The sequence below is a fragment of the Streptomyces sp. NPDC051555 genome, assembly GCF_044454405.1.
GTDB lineage: Bacteria > Actinomycetota > Actinomycetes > Streptomycetales > Streptomycetaceae > Streptomyces.
On record NZ_JBITDP010000002.1, the window covers coordinates 464,503 to 480,882 of the forward strand.

The 16,380-nt window shown below is 70.1% G+C and carries 12 protein-coding genes; 4 read left to right on the forward strand and 8 right to left on the reverse strand.

Translation table 11 applies throughout. The annotated features are described in order from the left end of the window. Nucleotides 1–55: 55 nt before the first annotated feature. From ACIBEA_RS06520 to ACIBEA_RS06535, 4 genes are all read left to right on the forward strand, one after another. Entirely contained in the window at nucleotides 56–3,109 is a 3,054-nt protein-coding gene (locus tag ACIBEA_RS06520) for a DEAD/DEAH box helicase (RefSeq protein ID WP_399258625.1), read from the forward strand. After that, on the forward strand, nucleotides 3,106–4,443 hold the full coding sequence (locus tag ACIBEA_RS06525; protein ID WP_399258627.1) for an SWF or SNF family helicase: 1,338 nt from the start codon (nucleotides 3,106–3,108) through the stop codon (nucleotides 4,441–4,443). The genes ACIBEA_RS06520 and ACIBEA_RS06525 overlap by 4 nt, the downstream gene beginning before the upstream one ends. A 103-nt stretch (nucleotides 4,444–4,546) precedes the next feature. Beyond that, the gene (locus ACIBEA_RS06530; RefSeq protein ID WP_399258629.1) at nucleotides 4,547–5,971 is read left to right on the forward strand and encodes a GAF domain-containing protein; all 1,425 of its coding nucleotides are present in this window, start codon (nucleotides 4,547–4,549) and stop codon (nucleotides 5,969–5,971) included. Nucleotides 5,972–6,027: 56 nt separating this feature from the next. Further along, complete coding sequence (locus ACIBEA_RS06535; protein ID WP_399258631.1) at nucleotides 6,028–7,551, forward strand: aldehyde dehydrogenase family protein; 1,524 nt, start codon at nucleotides 6,028–6,030, stop codon at nucleotides 7,549–7,551. Between the two features lie 163 nt (nucleotides 7,552–7,714). Here ACIBEA_RS06535 and ACIBEA_RS06540 read toward each other — a convergent pair whose 3' ends face one another. From ACIBEA_RS06540 to ACIBEA_RS06575, 8 genes are all read right to left on the reverse strand, one after another. After that, nucleotides 7,715–9,103 (reverse strand): tyrosine-type recombinase/integrase, encoded by a 1,389-nt coding sequence (locus ACIBEA_RS06540; protein WP_399258633.1) that lies wholly within the window; start codon nucleotides 9,101–9,103, stop codon nucleotides 7,715–7,717. Continuing rightward, nucleotides 9,100–9,297: a helix-turn-helix transcriptional regulator gene (locus ACIBEA_RS06545; RefSeq protein ID WP_399258635.1), complete on the reverse strand. Its 198-nt coding sequence runs from the start codon at nucleotides 9,295–9,297 to the stop codon at nucleotides 9,100–9,102. The genes ACIBEA_RS06540 and ACIBEA_RS06545 overlap by 4 nt, the downstream gene beginning before the upstream one ends. A 129-nt stretch (nucleotides 9,298–9,426) precedes the next feature. Continuing rightward, nucleotides 9,427–9,603 (reverse strand): hypothetical protein, encoded by a 177-nt coding sequence (locus tag ACIBEA_RS06550; RefSeq protein ID WP_399258637.1) that lies wholly within the window; start codon nucleotides 9,601–9,603, stop codon nucleotides 9,427–9,429. Between the two features lie 794 nt (nucleotides 9,604–10,397). Next, the gene (locus ACIBEA_RS06555) at nucleotides 10,398–10,877 is read right to left on the reverse strand and encodes a hypothetical protein (protein WP_399258639.1); all 480 of its coding nucleotides are present in this window, start codon (nucleotides 10,875–10,877) and stop codon (nucleotides 10,398–10,400) included. 789 nt (nucleotides 10,878–11,666) lie between these two features. After that, nucleotides 11,667–12,475, reverse strand: a protein-coding gene (locus ACIBEA_RS06560) for an IS5 family transposase (RefSeq protein ID WP_399258641.1) whose coding sequence is annotated in 2 segments (ribosomal slippage) — nucleotides 11,667–12,155 and nucleotides 12,158–12,475 — 807 coding nt in all. Because the reading frame shifts where the segments join, the coding sequence is not laid out codon by codon here. A 124-nt stretch (nucleotides 12,476–12,599) separates the two neighbouring features. Beyond that, nucleotides 12,600–13,508 carry a phosphotransferase family protein gene (locus tag ACIBEA_RS06565; RefSeq protein ID WP_399258643.1) on the reverse strand — a complete coding sequence of 303 codons (909 nt, stop codon included), beginning with the start codon at nucleotides 13,506–13,508 and terminating at the stop codon, nucleotides 12,600–12,602. A gap of 32 nt (nucleotides 13,509–13,540) precedes the next feature. Beyond that, nucleotides 13,541–14,908, reverse strand: coding sequence for a helix-turn-helix domain-containing protein (locus ACIBEA_RS06570; RefSeq protein WP_399258645.1), 1,368 nt, complete (start codon nucleotides 14,906–14,908; stop codon nucleotides 13,541–13,543). A gap of 287 nt (nucleotides 14,909–15,195) precedes the next feature. After that, complete coding sequence (locus ACIBEA_RS06575; RefSeq protein WP_399258647.1) at nucleotides 15,196–16,374, reverse strand: XRE family transcriptional regulator; 1,179 nt, start codon at nucleotides 16,372–16,374, stop codon at nucleotides 15,196–15,198. Between the last annotated feature and the right edge of the window lie 6 nt (nucleotides 16,375–16,380).

Below are 16,380 nucleotides of genomic sequence, written 5' to 3' on the forward strand. Positions count from 1 at the left end.
GACGGCTGGGGTACTCTCGGCGACCTTGAACCCGGTAGTCAAGTTTGAGGAACGCGTGCAGCCCGACATTTCCGTCCTCATCCGCTGTTCAGCCGTCTTCCTTCCCACCGATCCCGCCGGTCCCGCCCGCCACGGCAGGATCGCCTTCTGGAGCCGGGACGGAGAGCTGACCGACGCCATCCGGCCAATCGGATCTCCTGGACCTCTTGGGGCTCCGGCGCCTGCCGGGCCTGCCGGGCCTCCCGGATCCCCCTGGCCGCCCTGGTCGCTCGAAACCCTCAGCGTCGTCGTCGCCGACGGTCCGGAACCGGCCGCGGTCACGGTCACCGCGCTCGTGCTGCCGGTGGCCGACGCCCTGCCCCTCCTCGTCCGGGCCCGCCTCGCCGTCGCCGCCTCCGGAGCCGCCACCTCCGGAGCCCCCGCCTCCGGAACGACTGCCTCCGCAGCAGCCGCCTTCTGGGGCGCCGCCGGGCTGCTCGCCCTGCGCTTCCTGGCCGACGGGCTGCTCCTGCCCGGGCTGACCACCGCCGCGTACGACGCCTGGCGGATCGGCCCGCTCGACCAGGGCGACCACGACCGCGTGCGGGAGTTGGCCGCCGCGATGCCGCCCGAGGCCCACTGCGTCCCCCTGACCACCACCGGGCCGTTGCTGCTGCCCGCGCCCGAACCGTTGCTGCGCGTCTTCCTCGACGCGGTCGCCGACACCCTCCCCCGGTCCCCCGCCGCCGCGGCCGCGACGGCCGGCCCGGTCTTCGCCGCACCCGCCGCGGAGCGGCATCCCGAGCTGCGCCCCTGGGCCGACGAGATCGCCGCCGCGCACGACGCGGCGGTACGGATCTCCCTCCGCGTCGAGCTGACCGCTTCCCCGGACCGCCCGACCCGTCCCGCCGGCGGTCCCACCGGCGACCCCACCAGCGCTCCCGATGCCGAGCCCGGTGCCGGGCCCGGCTGTCGGGCCGTCCTCCAGATGCACGGTCTCGGTGGCGCCGCGCTCGTGGCCGATGCCGCCGACGTCTGGTCGGGCGCCGGCCCGGCGGCTACCGGGTTCCCTCCCCGCGCCCGGCGGGACGCGCTCCGGGCGCTGCGCCGCGCGGCCAGGGCCTGGCCCCCGCTGGCCCCGCTGCTCACCGCGGCCGTGCCGGATGCCGTGCCGCTCGCCGACGAGGAGGTCGCCGAGCTGCTCGGTCCCGCGGCCACCGCGCTGGCGGCCGACGGGGTCCAGGTGCACTGGCCGCGCGGACTCGCGCGGACCCTCGACCCGCGCGCGGTCATCGACTCCGGCTCCGGTGCCGCGCTCACCGGGCCGCTGTCCGGGGCGGCACCGCTCTCCTTGGCCTGGCGGCACTCGCTCGGCGGCCACGGCGACCTCACCGCCGAGGAGCTGGACCGGCTCGCCGAGGCGAAGCGGCCGCTGGTCCGGCTGCGGGACCAATGGGTCCTGATCGACCCGGCCGAGGCGCGCCGGGCCCGGGCCCGCGCCCGGCAGGAGCGCGCCGTCGCGCCGCTGGACGCGCTGATCGCCGTACTCACCGGATCGACGGAACTGGACGGGCGGCGGGTCGACGTGACCGCGACCGGCTCGCTGGAGCGGCTGCGCGCGCTGCTCTCCGCGGATCCGGAGCACCCGGGCGCGCCCGGCTCCCCCGACGCCCAAGTCGTCACAGCTCCGCCGGAGCTGCGGGCGACCCTGCGCGACTACCAGCTGCGCGGGCTGCGTTGGCTGGTCCGGATGACCGAGCTCGGCCTCGGCGGCTGCCTGGCCGACGACATGGGCCTCGGCAAGACCATCACCCTCATCGCCCTGCACCTGCACCGGCAGCGGGATCCGGGGACGGCCGGGGCGACCCTGGTCGTCTGCCCGGCCTCGCTGCTGGGCAACTGGCAGCGCGAGATCGAACGGTTCGCCCCGGGGACGCCCGTACACCGCTTCCACGGCGCCCGGCGCAGTCTGGACGGCCCCGCCGGCGGCTCCTTCGTCCTCACCACCTACGCCACCATGCGGGCCGCCGCTCCCGAACTCGCCTCCGCCGACTGGGGGATGGTGGTGGCCGACGAGGCGCAGCACGTCAAGAACCCGCACTCGGCGACGGCGAAGGCGCTGCGCACGATCGGGGCTCCGGCCCGGGTGGCGCTCACCGGAACACCGGTGGAGAACAACCTCACCGACCTGTGGGCCGTGCTCAACTGGACCACCCCCGGCCTGCTGGGGCGGCTCGGCACCTTCCGCGCGCGCTTCGGCGAGGATGTCGAATCGGGCCGTGATCCGCTGGCCGCCGACCGACTGGCCTCCCTGGTACGGCCGTTCCTGCTGCGGCGCAGGAAATCGGATCCCGGGATCGCCCCGGAGCTGCCGCCCAAGACCGAGACCGACCACGCGGTCACGCTGAGCGCCGAGCAGGCGGGCCTCTACGAGGCGGTCGTGCGCGAGACCCTCGCGGCGATCGCGGCGGCGGACGGAATGGAGCGGCGCGGGCTGGTGGTCAAGCTGCTCACCTCGCTCAAGCAGATCTGCAACCACCCCGCCCAGTACCTCAAGGAGGGCGGTGGACGGTCCGGGAAGTTGGATCTGCTGGACGAGCTGTTGGACACGATCGTGTCCGAGGGCGGTTCGGTGCTGGTCTTCACCCAGTACGTGGCCATGGCCCGGATCCTGGAGCGGCATCTGGCGGCCCGCGGGATCCCGGCCCAACTGCTGCACGGCGGGACCCCGGTGGCCCGCCGCGAGGAGCTCGTGGACCGCTTCCAGGACGGCGAGGTCCCGGTGTTCCTGCTGTCGCTCAAGGCCGCGGGCACCGGCCTCAACCTCACCCGCGCCGGACACGTCGTCCACTACGACCGCTGGTGGAACCCCGCCGTCGAGGAACAGGCCACCGACCGCGCCTACCGCATCGGCCAGACCCAGCCCGTCCAGGTCCACCGGATCATCGCCGAAGGCACCGTCGAGGACCGCATCGGTCAACTCCTGTCCCGCAAGAAGGCTTTGGCGGACGCGGTACTGGGAGCGGGCGAAGCGGCCTTCACCGAGCTGAGCGATGCCGACCTGGCGGCCCTCGTCGCGCTGCGCGGCCCGGACGACAGCGCCGCCACCGACCGGAAGGAGCGCGCGTGAGCACCCACGAGTACGACGAGCACGGCGCCCACGGCGAGGACCCCCCGTACGACGAGGACCTCGCGTACGGGTACGAGCGGACCTTCCCCGCCCTGCCTCCCTCGGGAACCGGGCGCGGCTTCGCCGGGACCTGGTGGGGCCGGGCCTGGCTGCGCGCGCTGGAGGACAGCGCGCTCGACGGCGAACAGCTGCGCCAGGGGCGCCGGTTGGCCAGGTCCGGCGCGGTCGGCGCGGTGTCGGTGCGCCCGGGGCGGCTGACCGCGGTGGTCCGGGACCGCGACGGCACGGCGCACCGCACGGACCTACTGCTCCAGGAGTTCGGGGAGGCGGACTGGGGCCGCGTACTGGACCTGGCGGCCGCCGAGTCGGGGCACATCGCGGCGCTGTTGGAGCGGGAGGTGCCGCCCGAGCTGGCCGAGGACGCCGCGGCCGCCGGGGTCGAACTGCTGCCGGGGATCGGCGGTCTGGACCCCGACTGCGACTGCGGCGAGTGGGACCACTGCCCGCACACCGCGGCGCTCGCCTACCAGGTGGCGCGGCTGCTCGACCAGGACCCCTTCGTGCTCCTGCTGCTGCGCGGGCGGGGCGAGCGCGCCGTGCTGGACGCCCTGGAACGCCGCAGCGCGGCGGCGGCCGCCGGCCCGGGTGCGCAGGAGGGCGGGTGTGCGGTCACGGGCGCGCCCGCGGCGCAGGTGTTCGCCGCGCGCGGCGCCGTCGCACCGCTGCCACCGCTTCCGCGACTGCCGGCGGCGCCCGGCCATCCGCCCCAGTCCGAGGGCGAGGAGGAGCCCGAACTCGACCTGGACGCGGTGGAGTTCATCGCACAGGCGACGGCCGTCGAGGCCCACCGGATGCTGGCCCGGGCCCTGTCCCCCGGGGCCGCTCCCGCACCTGCGGCACTCACCCTCGATCAGGACGCGGTGCGACTGGCCGCGTCCGAGGGGGCGCCGGTACGGGTACGGGCCCGCCTGGCGGCGGCTTCGGGGCGCGACCGGGCGGCCCTGGACCTCGCGGTGCGGGCCTGGGGCTTCGGCGGGGCCCCGGCGCTCGCGGTGCTGGAGGAGGACTGGGCCCCGGACCGGGCGGCCCTGGGGCGGGCCAGGGCCGCGCTGGCCGCGGCCTGGCCGGACGAGGAGGCACCGGTGCTCCGGCGGGTCCGGGCCCGCTGGACCCCGACCGCGTATCCGGATCGCCAATTGCGGCTGGGACGCGAGGGGTTGTGGTGGCCGTACCGCAAGGAGGCCGGCCGCTGGCTGCCGGCGGGCCCCCCGGCCCGCGATCCCGCGTCGGCACTGGCCGTACCCGGCCCCGGGGACGCCGCGCAGGATTCCTGAACCGGCCGGGGCCCCGGGGACTGGCCGACGTACGGCTTGCCGGAGGTGGGGGCCGGTACGACGATGGGGCGCCAGGTACCGCCACATCCCGGGAGGCTGACACATGGGCGATCCTTCGGTCGCGTTGCCGGGCGGGGCCGATCCGGTCGAGCGGGGTCGGGAACTGCGGCGCGCGCACGAGGCGTTCACGGTGGACGGGCGGGTCGAGGCGCCGGTGCGGGCGGTGATCGCGAAGTCCTGGCGGCGCTGCGCGCGGGCCCGGGTCAGCCCGGAGTGCACGGCCCGGGTCGAGCTGGCGGAGCCGGAGCTGCGCGCCTACCGGGAGGTGCATCCACTGGCGCGGGTGATGCCGGTGTTCCGCGAGCTGGTGGGGGCGTTCGCGGCGCACGGGGCCCACCTGTTGGCGGTGTGCGACGCCCGGGGGACGCTGCTGTGGGTCGAGGGCGAGAGCGCGACCTTGGACCGGGCGCGCGGGCTGGGGTTCGTACCCGGTGCGCGCTGGTCGGAGTCGGCGATGGGGACGAACGCCCCGGGGACGGCGGTGGCCGTCGGGGAACCGGTGCAGGTCTTCGGGGCGGAGCACTTCAGCAGGCACGTGCACCCCTGGACGTGCGCGGCGGCGCCGGTGCGGCATCCCCGGACCGGGCGGCTGTTGGGCGCGGTGGACATCACGGGCGGCGACGGGCTCGCGCACCCGCATTCACTGGCGTTCGTACAGGCGGTGGCCCGGGCCGCCGAGGCGCAGCTCGCGCTGCTCGATCCGGGGGATGCCGCGGGTGCGGCGGGTGCGGTGGCCTCGGCGACGGGCACGGTGGCCCGCGTGACGGGCACGGCGTACCCCGCGACTCCCCCGACCTCGGCGTACGGGGCCGGCGCCGCGGACTCCTTGACCGCGCTGGGGCGGGACGAGGCGCTGCTGATGACCGGTGGGCGCACGGTGCGGCTGGGGCACCGGCACAGCGAGATCGTGGCGCTGCTGGCCCATCACCCCGAGGGGCTGTCGGGCGAGGAGCTGTCGATCGCCCTGTACGAGGACGAGCGGGTCGCGCCGGTGACCCTGCGCGCCGAAATGTCGCGGCTGCGCTCCCTCCTGGGTCCGCGCGCCCTGCTGTCGCGCCCGTACCGGACGGCCTCGCCACTGGAGGCGGACTTCACCACCGCGATCCGGCTGCTGGCCTCGGGAGCCGTTTCCGCCGCCCTCGGCGGGTACCCGGGCCCCCTGCTGCCCGGTTCACGGGCGCCCGGCATCGTTCGGCTGCGGCGCCGGATCGAGGACCAGGCGCGGGCGGCGGTGATCGCCCGCGCGGATGCGGGACTGCTGGCCGACTGGGTGTGCAGCCCGTGGGGCGAGGACGATCCGGCGGCGTGGCGGGCACTGGCCGCCGCGCTGCCGCGGGAGGGGCGCCCGGTGGCGCTGGCCCGGCTGCGCGCGCTCGACGCCGAGCTGGGCGGCGTACGCCCGGTTCCCCGACCGTCCCGCACCGGCGCGGGCGCGGGCGCAACGTATCCGCAACCTGCGCGCTCCTAGCCTCCTCCCGAGCGCCGTCCGGTCCGGTACGGCGCCCGACAAAGGGGAGGACGTCCATGGCTCGCTACGCTGCGCCCGGTACCGAGGGGGCGCTCATGTCGTACGCGTCCCGCTACGACCACTTCATCGGCGGCGAGTACGTCGAGCCGGCGCTCGGCCAGTACTTCGCCAACCCGTCCCCGGTCAACGGGCAGCCTTTCACCGAGGTCGCGCGCGGTACGGCGGCCGACGTGGAGCGGGCGCTGGACGCGGCGCACGCGGCGGCGCCAGCCTGGGGCCGCACCTCCCCCGCCGACCGCTCCCTGGTCCTGCTGCGCATCGCGGACCGGATGGAGCAGAACCTCCAGGCGCTGGCGGTCGCGGAGACCTGGGAGAACGGCAAACCGGTGCGCGAGACCCTGGCGGCGGACATTCCGCTGGCCATCGACCACTTCCGGTACTTCGCTGGTGCGGTACGGGCCCAGGAGGGCACGCTCAGCGAGCTCGACGACGACACGGTGGCCTACCACTTCCACGAGCCGCTCGGCGTGATCGCCCAGATCATCCCGTGGAACTTCCCCATCCTGATGGCGGTGTGGAAGCTGGCGCCGGCCCTGGCCGCGGGGAACACGGTGGTACTCAAGCCCGCGGAGCAGACCCCGGCTTCGGTGCACTACTGGCTGAGCCTGGTCGCGGACCTGCTGCCGCCGGGCGTGGTCAACATCGTGAACGGCTTCGGCGAGGAGGCCGGCAAACCGCTCGCCTCCAGCCCGCGCGTGGCGAAGATCGCCTTCACCGGCGAGACCTCCACGGGCCGCCTGATCATGCGGTACGCGGCCGAGAACCTGAAGCCGGTCTCGCTGGAGCTGGGCGGCAAGAGCCCGAACATCTTCTTCGACGACATCTGGACCGTCGACGACGAGCTGCGCGACAAGGCGCTGGAGGGCTTCGCGATGTTCGCCCTCAACCAGGGCGAAGTGTGCACGTGCCCGTCGCGCGCCCTCATCGAGCGCGGCCGCTACGCGGACTTCCTGGACGCGGCCATCGCCCGGACCGAACTGATCGTCCCCGGGCACCCGTTGGACACGGACACGATGATCGGCGCCCAGGCCTCGGAGGAGCAGCTCAAGAAGGTCCTGTCCTACCTGGAGATCGGGCAGCAGGAGGGCGCGAAGATCCTGACGGGCGGTCAGCGCATCGAGCCGGGCGGGGAATTGGCCGGTGGGTACTACGTACAGCCGACCATCTTCGAGGGCAACAACCGCATGCGGGTCTTCCAGGAGGAGATCTTCGGCCCGGTGGTGTCGGTGACCTCCTTCCAGGACTTCGAGGACGCGATCCGGATCGCCAACGACACCCCCTACGGCCTGGGCGCCGGCGTGTGGACGCGCGACGTGAACACCGCCTACCGCGCGGGCCGGGCGATCCAGGCGGGCCGTGTCTGGCAGAACTCCTACCACGCGTACCCCGCCCACGCGGCCTTCGGCGGCTACAAGCAGTCGGGCGTGGGCCGCGAGACCCACAAGATGATGCTGGACCACTACCAGCAGACGAAGAATCTGCTGGTGTCCTACTCTCCGAACAAGCAGGGCTTCTTCTAGAGGCGCGAAAAAGGGCGCCTGACCTGGGGTTTCCCATGTCAGGCGCCTTCCTTGTCAGCCCACCGCAATGCAGCCCGGATTGTGTGCCCTATCCCAGTTCATCCCACTGGTATCCCATCCCTGACCAGCGGTTCCGGACCAGTCGCGGACCAGAATCCGGTGATCAACCCTCTTCGGGAGCCTCACCAGCGCGCTTGTCCCACTCCTTCATGGACTGCTCGATGAGCAGGTTGGAGTGCTCCTGGACTCCGGCGAGGAACTTGGCGTAGTGGCGGAAGAGAACCTCGATGCTCTGCCCGGCACGCCGCGCGCACTCGGCCGGATCGACGCCAGAGTGGAGCCAGAACGAGATCCCCGCATGCCTGAGGTCGTACGGCCGCTTCGCAAGACGTGTGGAGAGCTCGTTCGGGGTCAGGACGTACTCACGCGCCCGCTTCCATGTCACGCCATAGGCGGCAGCATCGAGATAGTTCCCCGCCGCGTTGCGAAAGAGCCGACCGTCCGGAGCCACTCCGAACCGGTCGATGTGCCTGCGGAGTATCCGCACGAACGCCGGAGGAATGGGGACAGCGCGCGTCGCGGTGGCAGCACGACGTTTCAGGGAGTGGATCTCGTGCACCTCCCCGCTGTCAGTCCATGCCTTTCCCGATGCAACGACTCCACCTGTCAGGTTGAGCATCCCCCAGCCCATCTTTGGGAGATGGCACTGGGACCGCTGAAGGTGGATGGCCTCCCCCGGTCGCATCGCCGCGTAGTACAGGCAGCCGAAGAAGGCTTCGACGTGTGGCCCTCTCCCCCGACCCGCGGCCACCGCGGCGAGCAGCTGGGCCACCTGGTTGGGATTCGGAACAGATGCCGGGTCGACTTCATCATCGACCGGCGGAGGGGACCACCTGACCCCGGCAAGCGGGTTCTGGGCGAAGTAGCCCCTCTCAACCGCGGTTCCCAGCACCTCACTGACCGCTGCCCGCTTGCGCCGCGTGGTCGAGGCCGCGGCAGCCTTGCCGTCCACTTTGCGGGCCATGGCGTCCAAACCCCGACGCAGCACGTCGGCCTCTGTCAGCGCACTGAGAGGAAGCGAGTTCTTCTTCATCCAGTCGATGGCTGACTGCCACTCCCCGCACGGCTCCTCCTCCCATTCCCTCTTGTTGAATGCCCACGAGTACAGCGCCCGGCGAAGCACCCGCGGTTCAGAGAAGGCAACCCCGCGGTCTACAAAGGCAGGCGTAATCGTGGCGAGGGCATCCGCCAGCGTACGGCGGGTGTTCCCAGGGGTTCGGTCCCAACGCTGGTCGATGTACTCATGGGCCAGGTCGTACCACGTGGTGCGCAGCTTGATCGCCCGCAGCTCCGAAGCCGGCAGACCAGTCTGCTCGTCGAACGGCTCGCCATCGCGAGCCGCTGTCATCAGCTTCGCGTGCCGGCTATCCGCAAGCCCCTTGGTCATGAAGGACTCGGACTTCTCGCGACCGCTGACTGTCCAACGGACCATGAACGGCTTCCGGCGCTCGGGCCGTTCGCGTATGTCCCAAAACCGGACGTTGTAGCTCATCGCCAATTCGGAGTGTCCTTCTCACACGCATCCCACCAGGCATCCAGGTCGACACGACGACAGCGAAGTTCACCGTTCGGCAGCTTGATCATGCGCGGCGCCTGGTCGCGAGCACGCAGTCGATAGAACGCGGAAGGACTCATACGGATCTCCGCAAGCACCTCGGCGAGTTTGAGCGCAGGGGGACGGGCCAATGCTGGACTTCCTTCTTCTCAGAGAACGTGTTGGGGATTGAAGTGGTGACGATCTCGATCAAGCCCACAGCGGTATCGGTCCATGGAACTCGGAGTCGGGACGTGGCCGCTCTCCGCGTTCACGGCGACTCACTGAATGACCGCCAAGGTGCTCCCCTTTGGGTACCAGTCGAAGAAGCTGGACTTCGCGACTCTCAAGTCGTCGCTGACCTCACCGACCATGAGCTTGTCCGGCAATTCGCGCTTGCCCGCTGCCGACACCGGCGGACGTACCCAGCGACCGCGCGCCTCCATGTGGAGTGACATGGGTAGGACTGTCTCTACCCGGGCACCTCGCGGATCCTGGAAAAGGGCATTCGATATCGCAGATCGGCTCGTGAATTATTCCTTGTGAGGGCTGGAGCGACAGATGGAAACCCCACGAGAGAGCTGTCTGCACTACGACCTCCGGGCAACAGTTCGGTCGTGACTACAGCCCTGCTGCCGGCACTTCTGTGCCTGTTAGCCGCCGATCTCCATCCGCGCAGCTCCACCGCCAAGCACAGCCGCTGCGAACAGATCCAATGATCCGGAGGATCCGGGATTTCCGAATTCACGGATCGCGTGATACTCGCCCCGCCTCATCGATCCCGCCGAAATGGCGTCGCCCGCGCTCCACCACCGCAAACTGCAGGTCAGGCCTGCGCGGTGCGGTGCCTCTTACGCATCTCCGCCGTATACAACTTCGTGGATGGCCCTCCGGTCCACTCTCCGCAAACGCACACAGCCAGGTACCGCGACCGGCCAGCACATCCAACGGTCAGAGATGTCCCTCCCCTCGTGTGCTGTACTGCGCCGACGCCTGTCCATCGACTCGGATCGGGGGGGTGGAATCAGGGCATGGCGTATCGCGGATCGGCACACGGGGTATTCCTTGCAAGATGCGCTCGGGGCCGGCTCATCAGGCCAGCAGCGTGGATCGGGGCAGCAGGAGGCGGTCCACCGATCGACCCTCAGGGTCCACACGGCTTACCCCACTGCGTCCGCGCGGCTCCACCGCCAAGCACAGCCTGCGAACTACTTCAATGGTCCGGAGAATCCCCGGTTTGGCTGACCGGGGATCATCGGCTATACATCGCTTTCGGTGCAGCAGAACGGGCTGGCCGATGACAGCTAGCCAGCCTGTAGTTACCCTCCGCGGAGGTGCTCTCGCCCACGCGGACGAGGGCACCGCCCTCCACCAGGCGGACCAGGCTGGCCGCCACGACCTTGTCGGCGATCCCCAAGGCCCGGGCGATCTGCTCCGGCGTCACTCGGGGGTAGGCGGCGATATGGAGAAACACGGCTGGGTCGCGTCGATAACCGACTTCGCTGAGTTCCCAACCGATGAGGCCCGCCAAGGACACGCACAGGCATAGAGCCGTGGCGACGGAGAGATGATCGTGGCGATGTTGGCCGATCACCGCGGATGCGGATCCGAGCACGAAGAGGAGTGGGGAGGTTAGAGCAAATGTAAGCAAAAAGGGCTTCGTCAGGGCGCTTCCTTGGATCGGCAGCTGAGTCGCCGCGCCACGAGGCGACAGGAACATCACGGATTTCATGCGACCTTGTGGAGATGGGGTCTTACGGGGTGTTGTACGTTGACATGCCCGAAGGGAAGGTGCCAGTCATCTGGGCACGATTAGCGTCTGCCGTGAGCGAATCCAATTTCAACCCAACCCGTGCACGACAGGAAAGCCAGCTCATGCGGACCGAAGAATCGACTGGGGACCAGTCACTGGGCCAGCTGCGTCTATCGGCGAAATAGCACACGGACGGCCCGCCTCGGCACGCGATGCGCTCGCCTCCACCAAGGCCGCGAGCGGGACTCGCAGCCACCGGGACGCCACGCATTCGGCACTGCAGCCCCGCAGCAAGACGTGCGATGTGGCCCACCTCCGAGCCGCCAACCTGCTCTCTCGGAGAACGGCCTCGAATCGACGCCCGCCGCTGCAGCTGTCCCGACCAATACCCGTGGGCCCGAGGGCTCCGTCCTGGTGGGTCGAGGCGATCCACAGGTCCGCGGCTATCTGGAGGAGCATCCCCGGCGTTGGACCCGAGGGCTCCTTGGGAATCCCAAGCGATCAGCCTGCTGTTACTTCCGCCACCTCTTGGGCGGAGCTTCTGAGCACGAGCCACCAGGCCCGACACGTCCGGGGCACCTCGGCTCTGTACGAGGTCACCGAGTCCAGCCATTTCCCGGACGGTCGACGGGCACCGGCCGGCCTGCGGATTTCGCCCTGGCATGGAAGGTACTGCGTGTCGGCTCCACACTGACCGGTATCAAGTTTGGGAGCGGGCTAGCTAGTCGAGTGGCGCAGGGGCGCCAAGGCTTAGAGCTCGTAACAGGATCATGAGCGAGCCTTCTTCAGCCGGCGCCAGCAGATGAGGCTGCAGGCAAGGGAGACGAAGGCGTCGTGGAGTTCGGTGCGGCGTTCCCATCGGGTGGCGAGTCGTTTGAACTGGTGGAGCAGGGCGAAGGTTTGCTCCACGACGTAGCGGAGCTTGCCCATGTCCTTGATGTTCGGACATCCCTTGCGGGAGATCACGGGCAGGATCCGGCGTTTCCGCAGTTCTTCCCGGTTCGGGTTCGAGTCGTAGCCCTTGTCTCCGAGCAGGGCTTCGGGGCGCCGGCGGGGCCGGCCGGGCCTGCCCGCGACGGGCGGAATGCCGTCGACCAGGGCGAGGGTCTGGGTGACGTCGTTAACGTTGGCCGCGGTGGTGATGACCTTGAGTGGAGTGCCGCGTCCGTCGCAGATCAGGTGGTGTTTGCTGCCTGTTTTCCGCCGGTCGACCGGCGACGGACCGGTGTCGGCGCCCCCTTTTTCGCGCGGTTGTGGGAGCCATCCACACAGGCCCGGGACCAATCGAGCTCGCCGGCCGCATTCAGCTCGGCGAGCAGGACGCGGTGGAGCTGGTCGAAGACCCCGGCCTGCTGCCATCGCTCCAGCCTGCGCCAGCAGGTCTGCCCGGAGCCGAACCCCAGCTCCAGCGGGAGCAGTTGCCAGGCGATGTCGTTGCAGAGCACGTACAGGATCCCCTGCAGGCACAGCCGGTCCGGCACCGGCCGCGGCCCTGGCGACCGCTCCGGCCAAGGCGGCAGCAACGGCTCGATCAGCAACCACAAGTCATCGTCCACGATCCACCGGCGAGTACTCACACACTCCCGAACGGTCGAATCGTCACACCGGTCACGGCCGACCCGACCACTTCAGCAAGATCCTGTTACGAGCTCTTAGCATCGTTCCAAGCTCGGGTAGCTCATGCATCAAGCCCGTGTTCCGTCACAGGATCCGCCACCCGAGGTCCGCCTCGCCTCGCCTGAGGGCGCGGACCCGCCGCTCGACTTCGTCGATGCTGCCGGGCGTGTGACCGCTCTTCCGCGCGTTGGTCGTAATCATGCGGAGCTCTCGGAGGTCACGGAGCGTTGCATAGCCTGACCACTTCGTCACGTCGAATCCGTACGCTGCGGCGAAATCGTCGTAGTGCGGCCTGCCGTACCCGAATCGGCGTGAGTGGACCTCGACCGTGACGAGGTCCCATTCAGGTTGTCCGATCGCCACCGTGTCCCAGTCGCACAGAACCACCGATCCGCCGGCCGCGTGGAGGGCGTTGCGGTGCTGCGGGTCCCCTTGGATGACGCTCGGCTGGCACTCGAAGACGACCTCGCCGAGGGCCTCCTCAAGCTGATCAACGCGGGAGGACAGGAAACGGAGATCGGCGGGCGGCAGCGTCGTGGTGGCCGAGATGGATCGCCGGATCGCGCGTACGTTGTCGTGCTCCGGGAGGTCGAAAGGGGGAAGGTCGAGGGTGTGGAGCATCTGGAGCGGTTTGGCCAGTTGCTCCGCGGCCACGGAGGCTCCCAACTGGGGCAGGTAGTCCCAGAACGTCACCGAGTGCTGCCGGTCGACGAGGACCGGCTGGTCGCATTCGAGAAGAGACACTGTGGGGAACCCTGTGTCCATCAGCCAGCGAGTGAAACACACCGTACGCTCGACGGCTTCGGGCGCGGTGCCGATTCGGGCGATCTTGGCAACGACGGGATGGCGGGATAGGCGCAGGACGGCATTCGTGTGCCCTCGGAGGACACGGGCGCCCTCGGCGTCCAGGCCGACCGTCGCGCAAGCCTGGTGCAGGATGCTTCGCATGTCCGCTTCGGTGTAGCCGCCGGGTGCTGTCGGCAGTGCAGTCATGGGGTCAATCTGTCTGACGATAGGCCCAGCTGTCACTTCGGTCCGCTGGGGCTAGCCAGAAGTTCACGCAGCTCCATGGCCGCACGCGTCCTCCCGTTCGGCCCTGGCAGACTCTCGATGACGCCGCGTGCTCGCGCGCTGATGATGGAGGTCCGGTGCTCTTCTGGAACCTGGAGAAAGACGGCTGTGGCCAACTGACAGGCCTCGGTCCCGCTGCGGTCTCTGGCCAGGCAGATGGCTGTCTCCAGCCGCAGGAGGGTTGGGTCAATCCCCGTCATGACCGGGTAGAGGGCGATGGCTTCGCTTTGGGTCTTCATCGCGGCAGCGCTTCGGCCCAGGGCGGTGTACGTGCCGCTGAGGTAGAGCAGGTACCGGCGCCGGGGAAAGGCGAAAGCGTCGTCATCGGCCCCGGTGGCAAGGCGCTCGTAGATCGACGCCGCTTCTCGGAGCCGAAGCTCAGCTTGGGCGCCGCCGCCGATCTGGGCCAGTGCCCTCGCCTCCGCCATCGTGGCGAATGCTGCTGTTGCGGTCGGCCGGCCCCGGGTCAGGAGTCTTGCCTCTCGGGCGAGCGTGATGGCGGTGTCGAGAGGGCCGTAGTAGTACGGCAGCATCGCGGCCTGCGCCCGGACGCGCGCGCGTAGGTCCAAGTTGCCGCTCTCTTCCGCGGCGAATCGGGCGGTCTCGTACCAGACGCCACTGCGGCGCAGGTCTCCGAGTTTCATGAGGGAGTCGGCGATCAGCGTGGCCAAGAGGGCGGTCATCTCGGTCAGGCGGACGTGTACGGAGGTTGTCTGCCGTTCTCGCACCAGTGCCTCGACATCGTCGAGCTCCTCCAGTAGCTGCGTCAGCATGGCTTCTGGAGGCGTGTACAGGTACTGCCTCCGGAGGAGTAGGAGTCGCTCGTCCAGGAGGTCGATCTGCCCGCCCGCGACCGTGCCCGCCGCGAGGGCCGAGTTCGTCGACCGTCGTGCGGCATCAACGCGGTCTGCCAGTGACGAGGGGCTCGCAACGGCAGGTACTGGGAGCAGTGCCTCCTCGGTGGGGCCGGCGGACGGCGGCTCGCCGGAAAGACCGAGGGCGCGTGGCGTGGCACCGTAGTACGCGCACAGCACGGAGACGACGGCCCTTCGTGGTTCGCGGCCGCCAGTTTCCCAGGAGCTCAACTGGTCGCCTTCGACTCGTGGTCCTTCGGGGTCGTGGTCTAGAGCCAGGGCGCGGACCTCTCGACCAGCGACGGCCAGCGTCTTGCCGAGGGTCAGGCGGTAGGCCCGGAGACGCGAGACTCCGCAGTGCTGGTGGATCAGGTCGGCGATGTCGTGATGGGACCGGCTGACCTTCTCCTCGCGGACACGGATAGCGCGCGCGCAACTTGGCCGGTGAGGAGGCGCGGGTGTCGTCACGTGGGCTCCGATCAGAGGGCGCTGCCCAGCAGCACCTCGGGGATCCCCCGATTCTCCGGCGGATGCGCCGGAGAATCCGTGGGATTCGCAAAATCTGTCGCCGCATGCGCCGGATCCGGCGGGTACGCCGGTTGAGGCCCACGTAGGCCGTGGCGATTCTTACCTACCGCCTGAGTCACATGGGCTCAGAAGCCCAATCCACGGAATGGAGGGGTCGCTCGATGTGCAGAAGAGATCCTTCGAACCGTGCGACCGGTGGACCCCAAGGCCACCGTGGCTCGACTTCTCTATGCGGCCATCTCCGTGCGCAGTTGGGCCAGTGCCTGTTCTGCGGATTCACGGGCATCGGGGAGAGCATCGCCAGCGGCGCGCAGGGCGCGCTGGAGCTGGTGTGGGAGGCGTTGGGCGCGCGCTTCACGTACGGCGCCCACGAGCAGTTCGGTGGCGCCGCGCTGGTCTCCGGCCAGGAGTCGGACACGGCCGGTGGTGATGAGCTCGATGACGCGCCACTGGGGCGCAATCGAGATGGTCGAGGTAGGAGCGGCGATTTCGGCACGTCGTATCGCGTCGTCTGTCCTGCCGGTGGCGATGAGGCCCCGCAGATGGATCTCGTAGAGGGCCGTGGGGTTGACGAGGCTCGTGTGGTCCACCTCGTCAAGGAGCTGGTGTGCCTCCGCGATCGTGCGGTCGAAGAGGGCCTGGTTGCCGAGGGATCCGGCGGCTCGGGCAAGGAGCGGCAGGACGGCCGCGCGCTCGGTCAGGTTCGGGGCGACCGCCGCGGCATGAACAAGGCGGTGGACGGCAGCGCCGACCAGGCCCGACTTTCGCAGCTCGTTTCCGTGCATGCGGAGAGCCGTGGTTGTGAGCACCGGATCGTCGAAGATGCGCACGACGTCCAGGCTCTGCGCTGTCCAGTGGGCGGCGGTGGCGAGGCGCTCCTCCGGCAGCACGTTGCCGAGAGCCGTGCCCAGACCCAGGCGGGCGTGGGCGAGGAGACGCAGGACCTCTCGTTCGGTGTTCCCGTCGCGGGCTCGGGCTTCGAGCCGGGCGACGAGCGGCCAGAGTTCCGCGACGGCTTCGGTGGCGTGCCCGGACTGGCGGGCGATCTCGGCGAGACGGACAGTGGACTGGCCGAACTGGAGCATCGCGCGGTGGTCCGCGTCGGCGGGGTCGGTGACGCCGAGCACGTGCGGGGGCAGCGAGAGGCGTTCGGCGACATGGCGCAGACTGCCTACGTCGTGCAGGTGCCGTTTCCCGAGTTCCAGGGCGGAGACGTACGTCTTGTCGTAGCCGAGGAGTTCACCGGTCTGGGTCTGGCTGTCACCGTGGACACGCCGGTGGTACCTCAGGATCGCGGACAGGTTCCGGGTGGCGAGGATGGCCTGGGCTTCAGGCGTCGCCCAATGCCAGGAGACAAGCCGGGGCGATCGTCGCGGGGACTCGCCAGTCTTCTGCGGGGTGTCCATGGCGGG